This window comes from Streptomyces sp. NPDC053750, assembly GCF_044544295.1.
Classification (GTDB): domain Bacteria; phylum Actinomycetota; class Actinomycetes; order Streptomycetales; family Streptomycetaceae; genus Streptomyces.
Genome location: NZ_JBITXB010000015.1, coordinates 119,235 through 140,494, shown reverse-complemented (window position 1 = coordinate 140,494; position 21,260 = coordinate 119,235). Strand labels below are relative to the sequence as shown.

The 21,260-nt window shown below is 70.2% G+C and carries 21 protein-coding genes; 18 read left to right on the top strand and 3 right to left on the bottom strand.

What is annotated here, in order from left to right:
- Nucleotides 1–39: 39 nt before the first annotated feature.
- The 3 genes from ACIGO6_RS32355 to ACIGO6_RS32345 all read right to left on the bottom strand — a co-directional run bounded on the left by ACIGO6_RS32355 (nucleotide 40) and on the right by ACIGO6_RS32345 (nucleotide 7,144).
- Nucleotides 40–2,760 (bottom strand): DUF1156 domain-containing protein, encoded by a 2,721-nt coding sequence (locus tag ACIGO6_RS32355; RefSeq protein WP_399882533.1) that lies wholly within the window; start codon nucleotides 2,758–2,760, stop codon nucleotides 40–42.
- Nucleotides 2,757–5,756, bottom strand: a complete 3,000-nt coding sequence (locus ACIGO6_RS32350) for a helicase-related protein (protein ID WP_399882531.1) — start codon at nucleotides 5,754–5,756, stop codon at nucleotides 2,757–2,759. Before ACIGO6_RS32350 ends, ACIGO6_RS32355 begins: the two co-directional genes overlap by 4 nt.
- 233 nt (nucleotides 5,757–5,989) lie before the next feature.
- Nucleotides 5,990–7,144: a hypothetical protein gene (locus tag ACIGO6_RS32345; protein WP_399882529.1), complete on the bottom strand. Its 1,155-nt coding sequence runs from the start codon at nucleotides 7,142–7,144 to the stop codon at nucleotides 5,990–5,992.
- A gap of 295 nt (nucleotides 7,145–7,439) precedes the next feature.
- Here ACIGO6_RS32345 and ACIGO6_RS32340 point away from each other — a divergent pair, with 295 nt between their 5' ends.
- From ACIGO6_RS32340 to ACIGO6_RS32255, 18 genes are all read left to right on the top strand, one after another.
- Entirely contained in the window at nucleotides 7,440–7,574 is a 135-nt protein-coding gene (locus tag ACIGO6_RS32340; protein ID WP_399882527.1) for a hypothetical protein, read from the top strand.
- 396 nt (nucleotides 7,575–7,970) lie between these two features.
- Nucleotides 7,971–8,276, top strand: a complete 306-nt coding sequence (locus ACIGO6_RS32335) for a hypothetical protein (protein ID WP_399882525.1) — start codon at nucleotides 7,971–7,973, stop codon at nucleotides 8,274–8,276.
- 109 nt (nucleotides 8,277–8,385) lie between these two features.
- Entirely contained in the window at nucleotides 8,386–8,958 is a 573-nt protein-coding gene (locus ACIGO6_RS32330) for a hypothetical protein (RefSeq protein WP_384995759.1), read from the top strand.
- A gap of 75 nt (nucleotides 8,959–9,033) precedes the next feature.
- Nucleotides 9,034–9,396, top strand: a complete 363-nt coding sequence (locus ACIGO6_RS32325; protein ID WP_399882522.1) for a hypothetical protein — start codon at nucleotides 9,034–9,036, stop codon at nucleotides 9,394–9,396.
- A gap of 51 nt (nucleotides 9,397–9,447) precedes the next feature.
- On the top strand, nucleotides 9,448–10,005 hold the full coding sequence (locus tag ACIGO6_RS32320; protein WP_399882520.1) for a hypothetical protein: 558 nt from the start codon (nucleotides 9,448–9,450) through the stop codon (nucleotides 10,003–10,005).
- Entirely contained in the window at nucleotides 10,002–10,907 is a 906-nt protein-coding gene (locus tag ACIGO6_RS32315; RefSeq protein ID WP_399882518.1) for an N-6 DNA methylase, read from the top strand. Before ACIGO6_RS32320 ends, ACIGO6_RS32315 begins: the two co-directional genes overlap by 4 nt.
- A 74-nt stretch (nucleotides 10,908–10,981) precedes the next feature.
- Nucleotides 10,982–11,641: a hypothetical protein gene (locus ACIGO6_RS32310; RefSeq protein WP_399882516.1), complete on the top strand. Its 660-nt coding sequence runs from the start codon at nucleotides 10,982–10,984 to the stop codon at nucleotides 11,639–11,641.
- 346 nt (nucleotides 11,642–11,987) lie between these two features.
- A complete protein-coding gene (locus tag ACIGO6_RS32305) occupies nucleotides 11,988–12,941 on the top strand; it encodes an SAV_2336 N-terminal domain-related protein (protein WP_399882514.1) in 954 nt (317 codons plus the stop codon).
- 324 nt (nucleotides 12,942–13,265) lie between these two features.
- Nucleotides 13,266–15,026 (top strand): hypothetical protein, encoded by a 1,761-nt coding sequence (locus ACIGO6_RS32300; RefSeq protein ID WP_399882512.1) that lies wholly within the window; start codon nucleotides 13,266–13,268, stop codon nucleotides 15,024–15,026.
- Between the two features lie 102 nt (nucleotides 15,027–15,128).
- The gene (locus tag ACIGO6_RS32295) at nucleotides 15,129–15,590 is read left to right on the top strand and encodes a hypothetical protein (RefSeq protein ID WP_399882510.1); all 462 of its coding nucleotides are present in this window, start codon (nucleotides 15,129–15,131) and stop codon (nucleotides 15,588–15,590) included.
- 804 nt (nucleotides 15,591–16,394) lie between these two features.
- The gene (locus tag ACIGO6_RS32290) at nucleotides 16,395–17,021 is read left to right on the top strand and encodes a TetR/AcrR family transcriptional regulator (RefSeq protein ID WP_399882508.1); all 627 of its coding nucleotides are present in this window, start codon (nucleotides 16,395–16,397) and stop codon (nucleotides 17,019–17,021) included.
- A 49-nt stretch (nucleotides 17,022–17,070) separates the two neighbouring features.
- Nucleotides 17,071–17,460 (top strand): hypothetical protein, encoded by a 390-nt coding sequence (locus ACIGO6_RS32285; protein ID WP_266552374.1) that lies wholly within the window; start codon nucleotides 17,071–17,073, stop codon nucleotides 17,458–17,460.
- Nucleotides 17,461–17,569: 109 nt separating this feature from the next.
- Nucleotides 17,570–18,019, top strand: a complete 450-nt coding sequence (locus ACIGO6_RS32280; RefSeq protein ID WP_062192848.1) for a hypothetical protein — start codon at nucleotides 17,570–17,572, stop codon at nucleotides 18,017–18,019.
- A gap of 156 nt (nucleotides 18,020–18,175) precedes the next feature.
- Nucleotides 18,176–18,532 carry a hypothetical protein gene (locus ACIGO6_RS32275; protein ID WP_024126702.1) on the top strand — a complete coding sequence of 119 codons (357 nt, stop codon included), beginning with the start codon at nucleotides 18,176–18,178 and terminating at the stop codon, nucleotides 18,530–18,532.
- 127 nt (nucleotides 18,533–18,659) lie between these two features.
- The gene (locus tag ACIGO6_RS32270) at nucleotides 18,660–19,640 is read left to right on the top strand and encodes a hypothetical protein (RefSeq protein WP_399882505.1); all 981 of its coding nucleotides are present in this window, start codon (nucleotides 18,660–18,662) and stop codon (nucleotides 19,638–19,640) included.
- 102 nt (nucleotides 19,641–19,742) lie between these two features.
- Entirely contained in the window at nucleotides 19,743–19,880 is a 138-nt protein-coding gene (locus ACIGO6_RS32265) for a hypothetical protein (protein ID WP_234315795.1), read from the top strand.
- Between the two features lie 471 nt (nucleotides 19,881–20,351).
- Nucleotides 20,352–20,882: a hypothetical protein gene (locus ACIGO6_RS32260; RefSeq protein WP_399882503.1), complete on the top strand. Its 531-nt coding sequence runs from the start codon at nucleotides 20,352–20,354 to the stop codon at nucleotides 20,880–20,882.
- Nucleotides 20,875–21,249, top strand: a complete 375-nt coding sequence (locus ACIGO6_RS32255) for a hypothetical protein (protein ID WP_399882501.1) — start codon at nucleotides 20,875–20,877, stop codon at nucleotides 21,247–21,249. Before ACIGO6_RS32260 ends, ACIGO6_RS32255 begins: the two co-directional genes overlap by 8 nt.
- The last annotated feature ends 11 nt before the right edge of the window (nucleotides 21,250–21,260 follow it).

Sequence of the window (21,260 nt, the reverse complement as noted above, 5' to 3'; positions counted from 1 at the left end):
CTGGGCTGGTGGTCATGAATGCTCGTACGGTGTTCGTCATCAGTGCAGCCTCAGCTGGGCGTCCTGTTCCTGCTGACGGCGGGCGCTCTCGAGGACGCTGGCAGCGGCGGCTTGGGCGGCGCTGCCGATTCCGGGACGGGTGCGCAGGACGCGGGTGAAGGCAATGGAGTCCGGGTCGTTGTCGGGGAGCCGGTCGGCGAGGAACTGCACGGTCGACCACAGGTAGGTGTCGTCGACTCCTCGCTCCGAAGCCGCCAGTACGTGACCCATCGCTTGCAGTCCTTCGCCGGATGCTGCGGCGAGCGCCAAGGCGACGTCGATGGAAGCTGAATCCCCGTCGACCTTGCCGCTGTATTCGCGGGAGGTGATGAAGCGGACGCCCTTGTCGGCGTCTGCGACGAGGTTGCGCACCGAGGCCAGGTCGAGGGAGGACGCGAGTGCCTGCCACCGCAGCTCGGACTTCGCCTGGACCTGACGGCCGTAGAGCCTGATCCACCACAAGGCGAACCGGGTGCGGGCGTCGAAGGCTGCCAGCGGCTGACGGTTGACCTCTACCGCCATGGCCTCTTGGACCGCGGCGCGCGCCAGCGGCAGGAAGGTATAGATGTCGACGGGCTCACCCTTGGCGTCGAGGACTTCGCTGTAGCGACCCACAACTTCCATGGCAGGGCCGGCGGCGGCCATCAGCATGTCTGCAGGCGCCAGGCCCCATCGCTCCCAATTGGGGTAGCGCTGCTTGATCTCCGTTTTGATCTCCGCCTCGACGGCGCCCTTGCGGCCGGCAGGGCGGCCTGCCGGGGCCGGGCGGCAGGCCATGGTCAGGGTCGTCTCGATGTTGGCCTTGCCCTGTTGGCCACCGGACTCGGTATTGGCCGGCCAGGAGCCGGTCATCACCAGTCCGGCTCGCTCGATCGAGTGCAGCAGTCGCTGCCACACCTCGGGCTCCCCGTGGCCGAAGACGATCGTGACCACACCGTCGTCGCGGACGACCTGCCGCATCTGGGTGAAGGCGTCGGCGATGAGGGTGTCGTAGTGCTCGCGGGTGCGGTGCTCGTCGGGGGCTTCACCCCGTACCCGCTTGACGATGATCTCCTGGCTCTTGTCCTGGCAGCCGTGCGGGTCGGCCGTGATGGCGAGTTCCGGCCAGGCGTTGTGTAGGCACCGCTTGGCCCACGTGTAGAAGAGGTCGGAGGCGTCCGCGTACGCGATCATCTGGTCGTACGGCGGGTCGGTGACGACCGCGGTGAAGGTGCGGGGCGGGAAGGGCAGGGCGGTGGCGGTTCCCCGCTGTACGGAGGCCGGAGCGCCGCGCAGGTCGGCGAACAGGTTGCGGCAGGCGGTTAGAACGTTGTCCGCAATGGACTTCCACGTTCCGGGACCGTCTCCGATGCCAGCCTCGAAGAAGTCGTGGGAGAAGGTGATCGACCCTTCGTTGACGAAGAGATCCCCGACACGGGCACCACCTGAGCTCTGGAACCGGGCGCCGCGTGTGGAGCGGCGCAGCTTCTTCACCACGACCGCGGTCGCATACCCGGTCAGGGCCCGCACGTAGTCCCGTGACATTCCGGCGGCGGTCAGTTCGTCGCCGAGCTCGTTGATGATGCGTGCGAGCCGTACGTACGACAGGGTCTGGCGGGTGACCATGAAGTCGCCGTAGGTCTTCGCCCCGTAGATGCTCGGGCCGATGATGTTGTTGTTGCCCGGTGCGATGCCTTCGTCCGGGATCGCAGGCAGGAATGGGCTGAACGCCGGCTCTGCGGCCAGTGCCCGGTCGGCCGCTGCGACGGCCTCGCGTTCTGCGTCTGTGGGCTGGCGGAAGGTCTTCTGGCTCTTGACGTCGATGTCCGCAGCGAGGACCAGAGCGTCCTGGCCCTGTCCCTCGTGCAGCAGGCGGCGGTGCACGGCGAGCGGGTGGACGTGGTTGCAGAACACGCAGATCGCGCTCTTGCCCGCTACCTTCTTGCCGTTCACCACGGCGTTGGTCAGCGTGGGCGTCCGGGTGGGCTTTCCGGGGGTCACGACCGCTTCCCACGTGCCGGTGGCCCGGTCGGCGTCGATGTAGAACGACACGGCCCCTCTGTCGCCGCGGGCCGGCATCAGCTCGTAGGAGCCGATGAGCGGGAACCGGTGGTGGCATTCCTGGCAGGGGATCGTGACGGACCACAGGTAGCCCCACGGCAGGGCACCGTTGTGGCGGGGGTAGACGTCGCTCATGGCGGCCGCGTGCCGGGTCTGGATCTCCGCGAACAGCGATTCGAGGTCGCCGAGCAGCCGGTCCGTGCGGGACATCAGGAGGTGGTCTCGCTCTTCCCCGAAGGGAAGCTCGGGCTCCTCGCTCCAGTCTTCGAACGGTGCGGAGGTGAGCAGGTGGCTGGCGAGTACCGCGACCGGGCTGTAGTCGACGGCCGACGCCTGGACGCCCAGGCGCGCGGACTCCAGGGGGATCATGCCCCGCCCCGAGAACGGGTCGAGCGTGGTCGCGCCTTCGGGATTCGTCTTGGCGATCTCGGCCTGCAGCTCGTTCCAAGCGGCGTAGCGGCCTGTCATCGCCTCCCGGACCAAATTCTGCAGCCGCGTCTGCTCCTCGGCGTCATCGGGCCACGGCAGCAGCGAGCAGATGGTGGCGGCCTTGGCCTGGGCGGTGGGTCGCTTGGCGAACCACATGAACAGGGAGATCTCGCTGTTGCCGGAGCCCCAGCCCTTGTCGCTGTTGGCCGACACCTCCGCGCTGGGAAACCATCGTTCGATCATCCTGGTCATGCGTTGCTCCCCGGTGCGTTCTTGAGGCTGCTGCCCGGGACGCGGAAGACCGCGTTCCCGGTCATGTCATTGGCGAAAAGGGTGGCGGGGTCCTGATAGGCACCGAAGAAGCGGCCCCGGCCGTCGGCACACTGGTCGACGACGTAGAGCCAGTAGTCCTTGCGGTGCTGGGTGGCGATCAGGACCTCGTTGCCGGTCATCCGGATGCCGTCACTGGCCGCGCTGCCCAGCACGCCCTTGACCTCGACGTGCCGGATCTGGCTGTTGCGGCGGGCCTCCAGGTCGTAGCCTCGGCTCTCCGTGTGGACGTCTTCCACGGTCCACCCGTCGTCTTCAAGAAGGTTCTGGACGTGCCGCATGGAGACTAGTTCGGCATCGATCTCCGCCTGGACGGTGACGTCGGCCGCGGCCAGGACGCGGATCCGGCCGATCAGCTTCGGGTCGGTCAGCTGCACGTCCGCGAGCCGTTCGAGTTCGTCAAGCCGCTGGGCGGTCTGGGCCTGAAGACGGCGCCGCAGCTCAACCCGCCTGGTCCGGTCGTCGATGTCCTCGGTGAGGCTCAGTGGCAGGTTGTTCAGGTCTCGGCGCGCCTGGGCGAACCAGTCGGCCCGTACCCGCCGGTGCTCGGTGACCGTGGCGGCGGCCACCTCGCGGGCCGTCGTGAGCGCTTGCCCTTCACGTGCGGGGTGAGGCGCGGTCCCGTGGTGCTCTGTGGGCACCAGGTTGGCCAGTGTCTCCCACCGCACCGGACGGGCGTTGCCGCTGTCGTCGACCTTGACCAGGCTCGCCCAGATGCTGGCGCGCTTGCCGTCGCTCTCGGTCATGGTCGCCGTGTACGCGTACAGGTCGTACGGGGTGAGGCTGGTGGGGTCGGCGGCGGCGCCGGACTGGTGCAGGTCCTCGGCCAGGGCGTGCTCGGCCATGCCGATCAGGTCGGCGAAGCCCGGTTCGCCGGGCCCGAGGGTGATGGTGTCGCCGACGTCGATGCTTTCCGCAGCCTCGCGTACCGCGTCGCCGCTGGTGGCGATGTGGACCTCGCTCGTGCTGCCGAGCGTGGCCGGGAACTGTGCCCCGCCGGTCAGCGACAGTCTCCGGAACCCGGTGCCGGCGGCGGTAGGGGCGGATCGCAGCACGCCGGCGGCGGCAAGCCGGTCGAGATACGCCTCAACGATGGCCGGGTTGATTCGGGCGAACAGGTCGCGCTGGAGCAGAGTCAGCGCAGCGACTGCGTCGACCTGGCTGGCCAGGCGACGCTCGTTGTCGCGCACCTGCCGGGCCGCCCGGGTGAGTTCCTGCGCCTTGACGGCGCGGGCGGCATCGATCGCCTGCTGCTTCTTGATCTCGTCGTTTCCGTACAGGTCGGACAGCCACTTGTCGTAGTCGATGCCCGTGATCTCGGCGACGGCCGACAGGCTGTCGAACATCTGCCCGCGCAGCTCGTTCGCCGCGGTGACGAAGTGGTCCAGCAGCCGCAGGAGCGTCTCGCCCTCGCGTGTGTCGGTGGCAACCAGGTTGTACAGGTGAACGTCGCGAAGCTGGCCGACGCGGTGGATGCGCCCCATGCGCTGCTCGAGGCGGACCAGCGACCAGGGGATGTCGTAGTTGACCAGTACGTGGGCGGCCTGCAGGTCGATGCCTTCGTTGCCGGCGTCGGTGGTGACGATGACCTGGAACTCGCCGCGCATGAAGGCCCGGCGCACCTCGTCGCGCTCGGGCTTGCTCTGCCGTCCGGAATAGAGGCGGGCGGTGAACCCCTCGGCTTCGAGGCGCCGGGCGATCCACTCGGCCGAGTCCGCGTACTCCGTGAACACCACGGCCTGCTCGCCGTTGCCTGGGAGAATGCCGTGCTTGGCCAAACAGTCCTCGGTCAGCCGCTTCCACTTCGACGGCGTCCACGCCGGGTTACCGATCGTGGCGTTGATCTGGTCCGCGAGGTTCTTGATCGCCGCCCGCTCGGCTCGCGTGGACGTCGAGCTCGTGTGGATGACCTTGGCCTCGTCGATCTCCGCCTCGTCACCTTGGCCCTCGCGGTCGGCGATGAGGGCCGCTTCGGCCTCGCTCATGACGCCCATGTGGTCGTGGCGCCGGCGGAGCGTCTCGGCGAGGGCATGCAGACTGGACGCGGTCCGCTTGCCGTAGACCATGCGGGCGAGCGGCTGGGCCGAGGGCGCGAAGTACCGGTCGACCATGTCCAGCGCGGCCTGGTAGAAGCCGTACTCGGTCTGCGACAGGGCGACGCTGTGGTTGTGGGCGGTACGGCCCTTGAACAGGCGTGTCTTGCCGTCGTAGTCGACCAGGTCTTCCTTCATCCGTCGCAGGAAGTGGATCGGGCCCGGCCGGAGCGCGCTGAGTTCGACGTTGGGGTCGCTACCGGGGTCCGGGTAGATCTCCGGGTCGACCAGATGCAGAAGGTGCCGGAAGAGCCACTCCTTGCCCCGATGCGGGGTGGCGGTCATCAGCAGGGCCCGCGGGGTGTTCTTGGCCAGCAGGCGGCCAACCTGATGGAACCCGGCCGCAGTCGGGGTCAGCCGGTGTGCCTCGTCGAAGACCACCAGATCCCAGCCGGCCTTGTCCGGCCGGATAGCGTCCTGCACAGCAGGGTTGACCGCGGCCAGCTCAAGGGAGGTCACCCACAGGTCATTGGAGTTCAGCGCGTTCTCACGGACTGTCGCCGAGGTGAGCTGCCGCAGCCCGCCGCCCAGCAGCCGCTCGAAGTCGTCCACCCACTTTGTGGCCAGGTTCGCCGGGCACACGATGATGGCGCGCTTGACCAGGCCCAGCCGCTGCATCTCCCGGATGTATAGACCGGCCATGATCGTCTTGCCGGTGCCCGGCTCGTCGGCGAGCAGGAAGCGCAGCAGCGGTTGCGGCAGCATCGCGCCGTACACGGCCGTGGTCTGGTGCGCATACGGCTTCAGCGGCGTGGCCGCCATGGCACTCGACTCTGCGTTCGTGGCCGCCGCGTACATCCACTGGGTCCACATGGCTGCCAGCACCCGGGCAGAATCGGCCCGGCCATCACTGGCCAGCGGGCGAACGGTCTGAGTGTCTCCGGCCGCCAGGTTCACCTCGTGCCGACGGTCCTGGTCATCGACGAGGATGAGGTCCCACGAATTCGGCTCGTCGCCCGGAAGGGCAAAGCGGATGGTAGCGAACTCGGGCACTCCGGCGGCCCGGACTCGCACTCGCTGTCCACGTTCGAACACCACCTCGTGGTCAGGCTGCATGCTCATGCGCGTGTCCCGTAGTTCGTCCGGATCCAACGGGCCAACAGCGGATCGATCACGCGCCACCCCTGGTCTGTGTCTTCGATGAGCCCAATGGCGACCAAGTGTGGGGCCGCCTTCTGGGCCGTGGTCTTGGGGAGCCCCAGGGCCCGCAAGGCCCGGGCCGCCATGGGCGTGCCGTACTCGGCCACCGCCCGCAATACCTTGCGCTGCCCCACAGTGAGCCCGCTCATCGTGGCGCGGGCCTCCGCGTCGACCTGTCGCAGGGCCACGGTGATTGCTGCCTCGAGATCATCGGTAGTGGCCCGCTCCCCCGCAGGGACTTCTTGCCACAGCAGGTGGGCCAGCAGCATGGTCCTCTGGGGATGCCGCTCGCCCGCCGCCACGAGTCCGTCCACAACATCGGACACGTCCCGGTTCCTCGCGGCGAACCGGTCCTTGATCACTTCGCGAAGCTCCGCGGCCGGCAGCCGGTCCAACTGAAGCGTCCGCATCTGCCCTACGGGGCGTTCCCTGTCGTCCGGCGCAGTCGACAGCATGCCTGGTCCGCCGCCGGCGAAGAGGTAGGAGACTGACTGCCGCTGCTGCCACGCGTGCTGCCAGATCAGGGCCTGCGCCTCCGGGACCCCGGCGACGGACTGGAACTCGTCCAGCACGATCAAGATCCGTCCAGGCCTGTGCTGAGCTAGCTGGGCGGGCAGTTCCAGCAGCGCGTGCAGCGCCGGCTCCGGGTCGGTGGTGGGCTTGTCGGCCATGGTCAGCGCGAAGCCAGCCCCAGAGATCGACACGCCGGCCTGAGCGCTGCTGAGGATCTTGCCTGCCGCTGGTCGGAGCTCCTCAGGTGTGTGCTGGGCCCACGCACGCTCCAGACGAAGCACCAGATCGGAGAGACTGGCAACCTCGAAGAGGTCGGCGGTGACCACCATCAGCCCGACCTTCTCACCCTCGGACGCGATCTTGCGGATCAGGCTTGTCTTGCCATAGCGCCGCGGAGCCACCAGGGCCATCAGTTGGCTCTCGTGGGTCCATGCCCTGATCGTGTCGGCCTCCGCCCGCCGGTTGATCATGCAGTCAAGAGGGACTGGCCCGTCGAACTCGAACGGGCTCGCGGTGTCCCGCATCGCCGACTCCAAGATGTATGCCGCGGAGATCTCCATAAGGTACGCCGACAGCGTACCCGTCCGGTACGCCACCGGCGTACGTATTTGACGATCCGCCGCATCGGCCCCAGAACGTGATCCGCCATAGCGTCGACACCCCTCCCGCAGGCCGCGAAGCCGATATGACAGTCGCTTCACGACGGCCGCAGGCGTAGCGCACCGGTGAACGAGGGCGCGCGCTCCTCACATCAGATTGGGTGATAACGACTTAAAAGAGACCGTAAACGGCAGGCAGGGCGTCCACGCAGGTAGCTGGGGCCATTCCAGCGCCTCTGCTCGCAGCGAGGAGTTGGTGACCGCGCACGACCGCAGCGAGTTCGAGCGATCCGACATCACCAGCTCGCGGAACGACGCGGACGACGACGGCGACAACGGCGACAACGGCGACAACGGCGACAACGGCGACCTGAACCACCCGAAGGAGTAGACAGCCACGGCTGGAAGCCCGAGATCGGAGCTCTGCCGAAGACGTTCCCAATCCATCAATGCATTGACTCATAGATGGCGCGCAATGTGACCTGCGACGACGACCACTCCCGGTGCGCAGAAGGAGCCGTATACGGAGGCACTGGAAATGTCGAGGGTGTGCCTGTCCCCCTCGGTGGCGAGCAACGGGGAGAGCTTCACGGTCGCGGGGGCACTGCGTCTGGCCGCGGGCCACGGCGTGCGGGGAGTGGTCACCTACGCGGACCCCGTCGCCCGGCGGCGGCTTCGGACCCTGCCGGACGGGCGGACGGCCGGCTCCCCCCGAGGGCACCTAGGGGTCATCTACCAGGCCCTTTCCGCAACTTATACGGGCCGCAGCACGGCGAGGACGATCGTCGTGCTGCCGGACGGCCAGGTGCTCCCGGCTCGGTCGATCGCCAAGTTCGTCGCCGGAGACCGTGGTGCCGACGGGTTCGAGCGGCGCATCGCGGCGCTGGGCGCATCGCCGCGCCCTGCGGGGTCCGACCGGCGTGCCTGGCTCCGCACCGCACTGGAGCAGATCGGGGCCAGGCGCCAGCGGCACCCGAGGACCCACAGGTACGCCCTGCCCGTTGGCCGTACGCGGGCCGAGCGGTCGAGGGCGGTCTTCGGCATGCCCGCACTCCCCTACCCGAAGTGGGCAGATGCCCGTCCCCGCACCTAGCGTGTTGCGTATTAAAGTATCAATATGTAGTGTGGTGTTCGTGATCGAGCGGCGTACCGCTGCTCTCACGACCACCACCATCTTGGAAACCTCACCCAGAGGAACGACCGTGGACACGTCCATCCCCGACCGCAAGGCTGCGCGCTTCACCGCAGCCGCGGAATCCGGCGTCAACATGACCCCCGCACGTGAGTGCACCCTCGCGGACCGCGCCGCATGGGCCGACGCGGCGCTGGAGGCCTACAACAGGCAGGCTCCCAAGGCTCTGTTGCCCGTTCCCGAGCTGGCCGAGCGCGTACGGCTCGGCGTCCTCGCGGCCGAGGCCATGGCCCAGATCGCCTTCAACCTGCCCGGCGACCAGGTCGTGGACGACCAGGAAAGCGCCGATCGCGTAATCGGTGATCTGGTCGCTCAGGTCTTCTGCCTGACGGACGGCCGGGTCACCGCCCATGAACTCCACCAGGCCGCCGAGGGACTTCGCAGCGAGGCGTACCCCGTGAAGCTCGATGTCCTGTGCGCCGTCGCCGCCGCCGGGGCTGAGCGCGAGGCCGCCATGCTCGCGGCGCTCCTGGACGCGGCCGAGTCCTTCGGGTGCGACGTCCCCGGCATGGTCGAAAGCGCTCGCGACTACTTCGAAGAGCTCAAGGCCGAGGACGAGGAGGCCGAGGCGGCGCGCGCCTGAGCCCCGCCCGGGAGCGAGGAGTTCGGCCCCGGTGGCCGCGCTCGCTCCCGTACGGGTCGCCACGGAGCACACCTGATGAAACTGATCGTCCCCGCCTTCAACCAGCACTACCGCGTGTCCGCCACGGACTACAACTGGACCAACCCGGACGAGATCCTCACCATCGGCACCGACGAGGCCTTCGTCGGCCTCGACAGCCGCCGTTACACCACGCACGGCCGGGTCGCCGCACTCGACGTCACCCGAGCCGAGGTCACCGCCAAGATCATCAGCCTCCTCACCCGGGACGGCTTCTACGTGCCCGGACGTGAGCGGCAGAGCACCGAGTCCCGCAGGCGTATGAGCGAAGTCTTCGGCCTGGCACGCGGCTTCGAGACCGGCACCGTCATCGTCCTTCACCGCGGTCGGCCCCGCCGCCACGCCGCACCCCCGAACTGACCCGCTCGGCGCGGAACATCCGCCAGCGCCCACCGCCACAGGAAGAGCCCCATGGACACCATGCCCCCGGACAACCATGCCCAGCAGCACTGGTACCTCGCCACCCTCGGTCACGAGGCGCTGTTGCGAGAGCTCGCACCGCTGGAGCTCCCCGCCTCCGCCACCCAGGATCCGCTCGCCCTCGCCGCACGGTGCCTGATCGCCGACCCGATCGGCTACCCCGAAGCCCACCAGGCCGCTGAACGGGTCCTGGCCCCGCTGCACGCCGCCCGGACGTTCACCACCACCGTCCCGGACGAGGACAACTCCCTGGAGCACACCGGCGTCGTGCCGGTCCTTGAGGAGCGCCAAGCCGGAGCCGTCACCGGCTGGTACGCCGAGCTCCTCCTCTTCGAGCACAGCACGCTGCTCAACAAGGCCGCCTACCGCCTGTCCCGGATGCCCGGAGACCCGACCTGGATCATCGACAGTGACTTCCAGCCCAGCGGCCACGCCGGGACGCTGCGGCCCTTCGGCTCCCGGCGGCCGGGCCGCAAGCGGACCCTCCTGCCGCCGTTCGTCGCCGAGCTCGACGGCCTCATCGCGCAGGGGCCGGGGAGCGCGACGTGACCCTGTACGGCATCCCGCCCGCCAGAATGCGCCGCGCCATGGCGCCCGAAAGCGGGCGGGACCACGCCCACGCCATCGCCGAGGCCGCACACGCCTGGTGGACATCCAACCGCGGAGGCTCCAGCGACCGGGCCATCGCAGTCGGCACCCTAGCCGCCCTCGCCCTCTCCGCGCCCTCACGGCCGGATGGCCCCGACTACGGCCCGCTCCTTCTCCCCCTCGACGACGAACAGCTCGTCGACACGTTGCGAGCCGGCTGGAACTCGTTCTGGACCTACGACCCGGACCTGACCGAGGCCGCCCGCCCGCTCCACGACTGGCTCTCCCACCCCACCGACAACGACATCCGCGGCCTGGCCGACTACGCCCGGATCCTCCTGCGCGCAGGGCTGCTGGAGTACTGCTCCGACACCGCCCGCGCCGAGTCCGACGATGTCCTCGGCCTGCTCATCACCCGGATGCGCAGCTACAGCGAACGGCAGAGCACCGGTGAGTTCTTCACCCCGGCCGTCGTCACGAACTTCATGGGCGACATGGTGCTCTCCGTTGACCGCAAGCCCGGTGACCTGTTCCTCGAACCCGCTGCAGGCACCGGGACGATGGCCCGGTCAGCTGCCGCCACGCTGCGGTTCTTCGGCACCGACCCCGCGCTCTACCACTGGTGGCTCAACGACCTCGACCCGCTCAACGCCGCGTGCTGCGCCGTGAACGCCCAGCTGTGGAGGCTCGGCAGGCAGGTGACCGTCTCCTGCGGCGACGCCCTCAACCGTCCCCGGCTCCTGGAGGAGGCCGTACGAGAGCGCGCCGAGCGGGCGAAATCCGAGCAGAAGGCCAGGCCGGTGCTGTACCCCACCATGACCCGCCCGCCGTTCTGGCCGTGGCAGTTCACTCCGCCCTCCTGACCGCGCGGCGGCCGTGCCCATCCAGCGGCCGGCCGCCGCTCTTCCCTCACCCCTGCACGAAACGGATCCTTCTCATGGCCATCAACACCACAGCGCCGCCCGCCATCGCCACCTTGGTCCCTGACTCCGAGGGACACGGGACGGTCCTGCGGATCGTCTACGCCCACCACCTGGACGGCGAGACCCTGGCCTTCCAGCTCTTCCACCGGTACGTCCATCGCTTGCAGGCCGGCACCCAGCTCCAGGACGAGATCACCCGCGCCGAGGTGATGGCCCTCCTCGGCGCGCAGGGCGCGGACTGTGCCGAGGGCTGGCACTCCTCTGCGAACGAGCCCACCGAGGAGGCCTCGGACGAGGCGTGGCAGTGGGTGCGCGCACAGGTGACCCGCCTGTTCCCCGGTCTGTCCTGGAAGGTCGAGCCTGACCGGCGCATGAACATTTCGGGGGTCGACGCCGACAAGGTCGCCGACATCGTGATCCGGGCCCGCCCCCTGGCATCGGACGTGACCCGACCCGCGACCATGTTCGATCCCGCGCTCACCTACTACGCGGACGGGACACATGTGGTGATGCGGGCCCGGGGGACAGAACGCTCCGGGCGCACCTTCGGCATGGCGGAGGGCGCCGCCTCGTACGCCTACCAGGCCGTGCGCTGGGACGACGGCGGAGCCGACCTCGTCGCCCCCCACGTGCTGCACCGCATCGAGAGCCAGGCCCAGGACGGCCTGGCTTAGCCAGCCGCAGGGGCCGACGCGCGGGAGTGCGCACCGCTCGTGGGCATCGTCGGCGACCAGTGTCGCCGGGAGGGATGAAACCAACGGCGTCCCGGTGGCCGGGACTTGGGGCGGACTCGCCAGTGGATGGGGGGCGCAATCGTTGTTGTGTAATTAGTTTTCAATGTGTATTGTACTTCCGTGAGGGCGGGAAGCCGCCCCCCGTCCAAGCCAATTCCGAAGGAGCCGCTTCCCGCGGCTCGCCCTGGCCGCACTCCCCTCGGCGGCCGGGGCCGCGAGGCCCGGACCGACTTTCCCTCCGCCCGGTCCGGGCCTCGCCCCCTCGCAGAGGCCCCAAGGAGACGACGTGACCATACGGACGAACACCGGACCGGCGTACCGCCTCCAGCTCATCTTCGATGCCGGACCCACGATGTCGATGTGGCGGCCGCTACTGCGGAGGCTGCGCCAGTCTCTCGCCCATGACGGCCTTCTCGAGGGTGTGACGGTGTCCGTGCTCACGGCCGATGGCACGGTGCGAGGGCGACAGGTCGAGGACGACCGGCTGGTGACCCTCGTACTCAGCGACTGCTCCGGCCCCCAGTGGTACCCCGGCCCGGCCGGTGAACGCTGGTACGAGACTCTGCGCAGCTGGGCGCGCGTGCGACCGGTGGCGGTGGTACAGCCACTGCCCGAGCGTATGTGGCAGCGCACGGCGCTGCCCGGGACGCCCGGCCGCGTCCACGCCCCGGCCGCTGGATCCGCCAACTCCGAACTGATCTTCATGGCGTACGACAGCACACCCCATGCGGGAGCGGACAGCATCCCTGTTCCCGTTCTGGAACCCTCCTCCGTCTGGCTGGAGAACTGGTTCACGCTCCTGGGCACCGGCGGCACCGAGGTCCCGGCGGCGGTCGCCTTCATTCCGCAGGCGCTCCCGGCCGAAGAGACCGCCTCCCCGGCGGGACTCACTGCCGAGGAACTGGTCCTCCGCTTCCGCGCCACCGCCTCCCCCGAAGCGTTCCGTCTCGCGGGCCACCTGGCCGCAGGCGTCCCCCACTTGCCGGTGATGCAGCAGGTGCACCGCTTGGTGGAGACGGCCCCGTGCCCGAGCCACCTGGCCGAGGTGATTCTGAGCGGCCTGCTCCGTGCCGTCCCCGGTCCCCCCGGGACCTACTCCTTCCGAGAGGGCGTTGCATCCGTGCTGCTGCGCGCGGTGCCGCGTTCCTCGCTCTCCCGCACGGTGGCTCTGCTGCGGCGAGCCGAGCCGTCGGCGCGGCGTCCCCTCGTGGCCGCGGAGGCTTCGCGGCGCCTCCGCTAGGCGCGGCTTCCGCGCCCGCATATCGACGCCGCCGTTCGCCGCGCCCCGCCCTCCAGCACCGCCTGATGCCGGATGGGCGGTCCGAGATGAACGCCTTGCTCGAGAAAGTGGGCAGCAGCCGGCGCGAAGACGCCGGCCGTCGCCACCTGCGCGCCCAGCGGGTGGAAGGGCCAGCCCGGGACGCACGTTCGCTGATCACACCGGCCAGGCCCCGGGCCGCCCTGATGTTGCTTATTGATATTCCAATGTGTACTGTCATTTCATCGCCTGGTGCTCGGCACCCGCGACCTCTCCCCAAACCCTCCGCGTCCAAGTAGGGATGACATGCACTCGAACATGCCCGAGTTGTCGGATTCCGAGCTTCTGGCTATCGCGGCCCGTGCCGCCAAGCGGACCCCGGTCAAGCCCAACGATCTCCTCATCCTCAGCGAGCTCCAGCTGAAGCTGTACCGGGAACTGCATGCCGCTGCCGGTCAGTTGGTCCGGCCGCCGGTCCCGGCGGAAGTCTCCCCGGCATCCTCGGCGCGGGTACGGGGCGCCATCGACAACGTCCTCGCCGAGGACGAGGAGATGGCCGTCTTCCGGCAGATCTACGACCACTTGGCGAACGCGGCACTGGGCGACCAGCGGGTCGCGGATCAGATGCTGGCGCTGTCCAGCGGCCAGCGCGGCCCGGTCGGCGGGTTCGTTAAGCGCATGCTGCGCTTCGCGGCGGCCGACTCGTATGCGAACACGGTGCAGATGCTCGTAGTTGACTTCCTGAAAAGCGCCGATGAGCAGACGTTGCGCGCAGTGCTGGCCCAGCTCGCGGGCATGGAGTGGGTGCTCGATCCGGACGACAGGCACCAGCGGATGATCATTGACCCGCCGGACGTCGTCGTTGACGACGTCGACACCGAGGTCCGCCGGTTCCGCGCGCTGGGGCTGCACCCCGGTGGAACCACCCCGGGCCGGAGTCTTGCACGCGCGGACGAGGCGGCCTGGGAAACTCCCGACCAGCACCGCATTCGTACGTGGCGGCGCCGGTACGTGGAGGCCCACAGGCAGAGCCTGGACTGGGCCCGGGCGAAAGCGGAGGTGTACCGGCGGGAACGTGAGCGGCTGGCGCCCTACGGGCATCCGGACGGCCTGGAGGCGGCCGTGGTGACGCAGCTGCGGCAGGAAGCCGACCGGGCCTCCTCCGCCCGCCTCTTCCAGATCGGCGACTCCCTCGGCCAGATGGCGCTACGCCGCGTGGTGCGGCGGGCGGAGAAGAAGACGACCCCGTTCGATCCCGCCCACCTCCCCGCCTCGCGCGGGATGCTGTTCCTGGACACCCCCCTCGCTCTGCCCAACGGGCGACGCATCGTCGGCTACGTATGGGGCCCGTGGTCGCCCCGGACGGAGGAAGGCTGGTTCCTTCTGCGGCCCGACCGGCTTCTGGAGCCGGTGGAGGCCGCGTGCGATGACGCCCCCTGGACCTGGGTCACTGCCCTGACGTGCGACGAGTCGCTGCTGAAGCTGCCGTTCTCGCCTTACGAGACCCTGCTGGCGCGCCCCGGCGAGATCCTGGATCCCGAGACCCGGCTTCGCGACCCGGACAACCCTGAGCGGTACCGGAGCGGATCGGGCCGCCAGGGCGGCCAGGAGCTGATGCTCCGCCACGTGCGGGCGCTGTGGGAGCTGCTGACCCAGCACAAGCGGTCCACGGTTCGGGTCCTGGCCCACCAGGTCCACCCGCTCAAGCCGAGCAAGCGCGATGCCGAACGGCGGCGGGGCATTTCCGACTCCGGCCAGGTCGAGAACTGGTGGGTGGACCCGGACGCGGGCGAGCGCTTCCGGGAGCAGCAGCCGAGTGAGCCGCGCGAGGGCGGAACCGGCCGCACGCTGGCGGTCCGCTACTGGAGGGAAGAACACGAGCGGCAGCAGTGCCCGAACTCCCACCGGCACGCCGCCCTGGAGACCGAAAAGCGCGGGAGCTGCCCGCACTACGAGATCACCATCCCTGAGCACCCCGTTGGGCCCGCCGACGCGCCGTGGTCCGACCGGCTGCGCCGCGCCCGCCTCCGCCCCTCGGCGACGCTCCGGCACGACACGAACGCCTAACAGTCCCCGTGCAGCAGGGGTGGGCCGCGTCCCGCCCGTGCCACAGGTCCCACGGCCCGTACACCGGGCCGACCTCCCGAACGTCTTCAGCCGAGGAGAGCCATGTCCGACGACCTCCGTCCCCGCACCGTCCAGCACCGCCGCTGTCAGCCACTGCACACCGTCTACGGGCTGGTGGCGCTGCTCGCCGGCTGCGGCCTCCTGATGGAACAGCCCGTCATGTGGCTGTTCGTCGTCCCGCTCGCTGTCCCTATCGTCAAGACGCGCCGGCTCGCCCGGAGCGGGGCCTGCGCCGCCCTCCGCAGGCGGGACGCGCGCAAGACCGCCCCGGCTCGCGCCCGCTGGGTGTGGAGCGCCGCCGCGGCCGGTCTGGACGCCGCCCTGGTGGCGGGAGCTTTCGCTGTCTGCACCGTGCTGCTGCACGGCCACGGTTACGAACTCGTCCCACGCGGGAGGGCGGTGGACTACGTGGCCCTCGGCGCAGGGACGGCGTTCGCCGGCGCGCATGCCCTCACTCACCGCATGTCCGCCCGAGCCCTGCAGCCGCCGCAGTCCGAGGCGTAGCAGGTACCCCGCGGTCGCGCCGTGCCGGGCGATCACCCGGCACGTCCCTCCCCCGCAAGTCCTCGGAGAGACCGTCATGCTGCGCCTCGACCTCGCCACTACGAGCGGCTCGGCCGTAGCGTTCCTGTTCCGCACGTGGCGCTTCCTGCGCGATGCTGGTCCCGGGCGCCGGCCGGAGGCGGCTGAACTGGCCTACGCCGTGGAGGACATGGCCGTCGGCCTCGGCCTGGATCCGGACGACTGGCGCCTCCGGGGCTGCGGTGGTGCACGGTCACGGCGGCCAGCCTTCCTCCGTCCGGGGCGACCACGGGCCCCATACGTAGCCCGCCGGTCTGAAGCTCGGGATGCGCCGCCCGTTGGGCAGAGCGAGGGGGGTGTCGAGGAACAGCATCCCGCGCGAGGCGGGGAGGTGGGCGGGATCAAAGGGGGGCCGGCCCCCCCTGCGCAGGTCGAGCTGGCTGGCACGGGCGAGGTGTTCACCGTCTTCGGGCTGCGGTAGACCGCGCCGACGCGCTGCTGATGGCCGGCCTCATTTCGGACGAGCATGCCGCTGCTGCTGTTGAACTGGACGGCGACGAACTCGACTTCTCCCGTTGGCCGACACCGTCCGCGCTGAGTCCGGGGACCGCAGCCGCCAGGGCCGCGCGGATGCAGGTCGATGGCGGGAACGCTGGGATGCCCCACACCCGGAACGTTGCTTATTCGCGCTTCAATGTGTAATGTGATTGAACGTCGGGTCCGGCGGCACCGCCCGCCCCCAGACCTGGACCACCCCCCTTCCTTCCTCCAGCTCAGGAGACGACTGTGCCCACCCGTGTCGTGACCCGCACCCCCGACCGCCGCGTGCCCAGCCAGCGCGGCCTCCAGACCCGGCAGAAGCTGATGGACGCGACGATCCAGCTTCTCGCCACCCGGCCCTACCGCGACATCAAGGTGATGGACATCGCCCAGGCGGTGGCCACGTCGCCCGCGACGTTCTACCAGTACTTCCCCGACATCGAGGGCGTCGTCCTCGAAGCATCCGGGCTCCTGGCCAAGGAGACGAAAGCGGCGCTCAAGGACTTCAAGGACGGCTCCTGGTCCTCGGACGGACTGCCCGGCGCCGCCCGGATGGTCGACGCCGTACTCGACGGGTGGAACGGCCACCTTCCGGTCGTGCGCGTGCTGACCGCCGTCGCGGCCGAGGGCGAGCCCCGCTTCGTCAAGGCGTACGCCGCAGCCACCCGGCCCATCGCCCGTGCACTGACGGCAGCCACCCAGACAACCACACCCGACGGCGCAGGCAAGGAACTCGTGCACGCCCTCGTGTCCGGCCTGACCGCCGCCGCCGGACACGAGAACGCCGGAAGCGTCCAGGGACTGACCAAGTACCAGAGGCGCCAGGGATTCGCCCGCCTCGTCCACGCCGCCGTGGCCAGCACCACCGCCTAACCCGCGCTCCGAACACCGGCCCCTTCGCAACCAACACGGGGAATCCACCTTGATCCAGCCAGCCTCCCTCGCCCTCGGCTTCGGCCTCGGCGTCCTCAGCGTCCTGATACGCGCCCTTGCTCTGCGCATCCGTCCGCGCCGCCCCCCGCTCCCCCTCTCGGTCGCCTCGCCGAGCCCCGACCTCATCGCCGCCCTGTCTGTGGCCGTCGCCGAGCGGTACCCGAACCTCGGAGGGTTCGACTACGCCACCATCAGCGTCTTCGAGCGCAACGCACCGCAGAACACGGTGCACCTCTACCCCGCGCGCGGCCCCCACCGGGGCGCCATACGCCTGGACTCCACAGACCCGAGCAGCGCCAGCGGCAGGACGGCCCGACTGCTGGCCGAGATGAGCCTGCCCCACGTCGGCGTCCTGGTCATCCCGCTCAGCCCGCGCTGACCCGGCCCACCCCGCCCCGGCTCCCTCCCCGGGGCGGCCCCCAACCGGCCGCCTCGACAGACCCGAGAGCGCCGGCCAACCACCACTGGCACGAACCGAGGAGAACGCCATGGGCGCCATCGAGAATCACGAAGCCCTGATGTACGGGTACCGCCTGGGAGGCCCGGCCGACAACTGGGAGGGCCTGACGAACGAGCTTGTCCGGTACACCGACGACGTCGACGGCTCATCCTTTCTGATGCCGCGCGTGCCGTGGGAGACAGAGGACATGCGCGAGGAGAACCACCCCGACTACTTCGCTGCCGCCGCGGAGGAGCGACTGGCCGCGAACGGCCTGGGATCGCTGCTCCTTCGGACGTACTCGATCGGGTGGGAAGAAGACGGACACATCCTGGCGGCCGTCGTCCACCAGCCCAAAAGCGGGCCCCTCACGCTCGACCCCACGGCGATGAGCGCCGCATCCCAGCACGACGAGGCCCTGAAGCGGGCGTTGTCCGTGCTGGAACTACGGACCCGCGCCAGCAAGCCCGAGTGGATCATGGCGAGCTACTACGCGTAGCCCCGGGGTGCGCGGGCTCCCGTCACTCCTCTTCTTCGTCGTCGGCACAGACCGCCGCCCGCTCCAGGTGAGAGCGGAAGTCCCCGATGCCCCCGACGCCCGCCCTGACCTGACGACCCGCGAGCACAGCCACAATCTCTTCCCCAAGGAATCCCCATGACTTCCATCGGTACCGCCCGGCATTTCCAGCCCCATGGCACGCCCGGCCACATCTGCCGCGACCACAACCGGGCGGTCCTGGCCCCGGCCGTCGCCGTCGAGGCCCTCCGTCAGGGCCTCGGTCCCGACCTGACCGACGCCCAGCTCGACCACTGCGCGGAGATCGCCGAGCGCAACCCGCTGTCCGACACCTCCCGCGCCGCCGTCCGTACCGCACTGGAGCCCGCGCTGTCCGAGCGCAACTCCCCGGCGACCGTGCATCATCGGCTGTTCACCCTCCCGCCCGGGCACCCGCTGCGCGTCCGTGTAGGCGACACCGAGTACTTCCTGGTCCCCATCCCCATCACCCTGTGACCTTCCGCTCTCCGCAGAGAGCGGGCGGCCGGAAAACAACACCCTTCACCAGCGCGTCCGGCCCCGGCCGGACGCGTTTTGGCATGATCCCCCTCGACCGAGATCCGGTACCTGACAAGGGGGAACCATGCCCGCGCGCCTGCGCCACGTCCTTCCGACCGTGATCCTGGCCGGCACGGTCCTGATCTCCGGCTGCGCCGACTCCGACAGCAAGCCCAAGGCCGACGGACAGACGACGAGCAGCACCCCCGCGGCACGGCCCTCGCCCTCCACAGTGCTGCCGGACGGCATCGTGAAGCCCGGAACGCCGCTGCCGGTCGGCGACGGGGCGTGGACGGTGACGCTGCAGGGCTTCGAGCGGCAGCCGGCCGGGGCCGTGCCCGGTGTGCCGGCCGGCTCAAGCGCGTACACGGCGCGGGTGACCGTGGCCAACCAGCGCGCCCAGGTCGCGACCGCGCCGCAGACCGCCGTCACCGCCCGCTACGGAGCTCTCGGCCGCACCGCTGCCGAGGCCACCGACAGCAGCGCGTCCTCTTCCACGGACGAGCCGCAGCAGGTGCGCCCCAACGGCTCCGTCGACAGGGATGTGAAGCTGGTGCTTCCCGACCAGGCCCAGGGCCTGCCGGTCACGGTGACCGTGGAGGCGACCGAGGAAGGGCTGGCCGAGCCTGAACTGCTGTTCTTCGAAGGCACCTTGCCAGGCGGTACCGCCGCCTCCCCGGACCCGCAGGCGCCGCAGGGCGCGCCGGCCGGGCAGTCGGTCACGCCGCTGGGGCAGTGGAACGGCCAGGTGCGCGTGGGCAAGGTGACGGTGAGCGGCGAAGGTGCCTCGCGCACCGGGAGCCTGGAGCTGAGCGTGGTCAACCGCTCCGGCGACCCGATGTCCGGCCTGGGCACCACCCTGCGGATCCTGACCGGCCAGGAGCTGCACCTGGCCGCCACCGTCCGTCCGGTGTACGGGTACCGCGACGCCGCGATCGCCCCGTACCGCACCGCCACACAGACCGTCTCCTTCCGCGTCCCGGAGACAGCCGTCGGCGGCCCGGTGACGGTCGAGGCCATCGACGCGGGCGGCTCCAAGGTCACCTTCGAGGGCACGCTCGGCTGAAGGAGCCCACAAAAAGTTCGGGCGGAGTGTCACACCGGCGGCCTCGGCCGCACCTGTAGCAGGTGAACGGTGCCTTCTCCGACCCGAACAGGACCCTCTCGCATGGCCCCTCGCCTCCTGGCCGCCGGCCTCGTGCTCGCCGGTGCGCCCGCCGCCTCCGCCTGCGGCCCGCTCACCGTCCCCGGCTCCACCGCAAACGCGGCACCCGCTCACGCCCCGGCCGCGGCGGGCCAGCGATGAGGCCGGCCGCCGCACAGCCTCAGCCCTTCGATGCAGACCGGGATCGGTGGACCCGCGCCGTCCAGGAAGCCGCCCGGCTCCATCACTCCGTGCGTGCCGAGCTGGCCATCCGGGCCTCGACCCCCGCCGCTGCTCGGGGCACCATGGAGGCGCTGCTGCTGATACGGGAGCGGACCCGGGATGGGTGGCTGCGCTGGGACATCTTCGGGCCGCACCCCTCGGGTGTGCTGCGCGAGGCGGGCTTCTTCGACCCGGAGCAGCACCGGCTGGGGCGTTGGGTGTGCCGGAGCGTATGGGGACGCCGCCCGCCCCAGTACATCTGGACGCTGGGAGGCCTCGAGCTTCCCCGCCCCCTCCCGGTCGGCCGGACCGCGCTGTTCACCGTGACTGCCTTCGCCGCTCTGGGTCCGGCGACCTCCCTGCTGCCGGCGGCCACCGGTCTCCTGGCGGCTGGCGGCTGGCGCGGCCGGCATGGCCGCGGCCGCCGGTCTGCCCGCGGCCGTCCAGCGCTGCACCCGGCGCCGCGTGCGCGTCGTCGAAACGAGCAAGGCGTACGCGGCGGTCTTCTACCGGCTGCTGGCCGACGAGCAGCGCCTGCGCATGCTCGCCGAGCGCAGCGGGCGCTACGAGCTGGCGCGCGCGGCGGCGGTGTTGCCGCGGCTGGTGTGGGACGCGGCCGGTCTCGTGCCGCTGGCGGCGGACAACGTGGAAGCCCGCGACCTTCTCCTCGGATACGCGCAGTCGCTCGCGCTCCTGGTCGACCAGGCCGTCGAGGTCGGACGGCGGGAGGAAGCGGTGGAGTCGGCGATCCGCGACGACCGCGTGGCCGTAGTGCCAGTCAGACCCGCGCTGCCCGAAGGGCTGCTGCCCCGGCAACTGCTGGACGACGCACGGCTGGAACTGGAGGAGCTGGGAGAGGGACTGCTCCATGCCCGGGAGGTCCTGGGCGGGGCTCACGACGACCGAACTCAGTCTGCAAGGAGCGGAGAGAGCGATGAGTGAGTACGAGCGGACCGACCGGCGCGTCCCGTGGCGGGAGGCGAACCCGGAGGCCTACGCAGAACTGAGGCGTACCTGGGGGGTGATCGGTCACAGCAGCGTCCTGATGGTGCTCAGCCTGAGCCTGATCGGCACGTCGCTGACGCTGGGCTACCTGCATTGGCCCGGCTGGCTGGAGACCTTTGCGCGTCTGGGCGCCAGCGGCGCGGCGGTCGGCTGCGGCGCGATCGGTCTGTGGCGGCTGGTTCGTGCCCTGTTCCGGTCGGTGCGGGCAGTCTTCCGCGCGCGCCGGCGCGGCGCCGAGGGCGCGGCGCAGGGGGAGACCGTAGAGGAGTCCGTGCCCGATGCCGCCCAGGTGGCGGGGTCCTGAACGGGCAGGGG

What these genes read in the sequence shown, in the direction of transcription:
- ACIGO6_RS32270 (WP_399882505.1), top strand. Translation starts at nt 18,660, where the DNA reads ATGCCCGCGCGCCTGCGCCACGTCCTTCCGACCGTGATCCTGGCCGGC.
- ACIGO6_RS32280 (WP_062192848.1), top strand. Translation starts at nt 17,570, where the DNA reads ATGGGCGCCATCGAGAATCACGAAGCCCTGATGTACGGGTACCGCCTG.
- ACIGO6_RS32300 (WP_399882512.1), top strand. Translation starts at nt 13,266, where the DNA reads ATGCACTCGAACATGCCCGAGTTGTCGGATTCCGAGCTTCTGGCTATC.
- ACIGO6_RS32260 (WP_399882503.1), top strand. Translation starts at nt 20,352, where the DNA reads ATGGCCGCGGCCGCCGGTCTGCCCGCGGCCGTCCAGCGCTGCACCCGG.
- ACIGO6_RS32275 (WP_024126702.1), top strand. Translation starts at nt 18,176, where the DNA reads ATGACTTCCATCGGTACCGCCCGGCATTTCCAGCCCCATGGCACGCCC.
- ACIGO6_RS32345 (WP_399882529.1), bottom strand. Translation starts at nt 7,144, where the DNA reads ATGGAGATCTCCGCGGCATACATCTTGGAGTCGGCGATGCGGGACACC.
- ACIGO6_RS32325 (WP_399882522.1), top strand. Translation starts at nt 9,034, where the DNA reads ATGAAACTGATCGTCCCCGCCTTCAACCAGCACTACCGCGTGTCCGCC.
- ACIGO6_RS32255 (WP_399882501.1), top strand. Translation starts at nt 20,875, where the DNA reads ATGAGTGAGTACGAGCGGACCGACCGGCGCGTCCCGTGGCGGGAGGCG.
- ACIGO6_RS32320 (WP_399882520.1), top strand. Translation starts at nt 9,448, where the DNA reads ATGGACACCATGCCCCCGGACAACCATGCCCAGCAGCACTGGTACCTC.
- ACIGO6_RS32310 (WP_399882516.1), top strand. Translation starts at nt 10,982, where the DNA reads ATGGCCATCAACACCACAGCGCCGCCCGCCATCGCCACCTTGGTCCCT.
- ACIGO6_RS32355 (WP_399882533.1), bottom strand. Translation starts at nt 2,760, where the DNA reads ATGACCAGGATGATCGAACGATGGTTTCCCAGCGCGGAGGTGTCGGCC.
- ACIGO6_RS32265 (WP_234315795.1), top strand. Translation starts at nt 19,743, where the DNA reads ATGGCCCCTCGCCTCCTGGCCGCCGGCCTCGTGCTCGCCGGTGCGCCC.
- ACIGO6_RS32295 (WP_399882510.1), top strand. Translation starts at nt 15,129, where the DNA reads ATGTCCGACGACCTCCGTCCCCGCACCGTCCAGCACCGCCGCTGTCAG.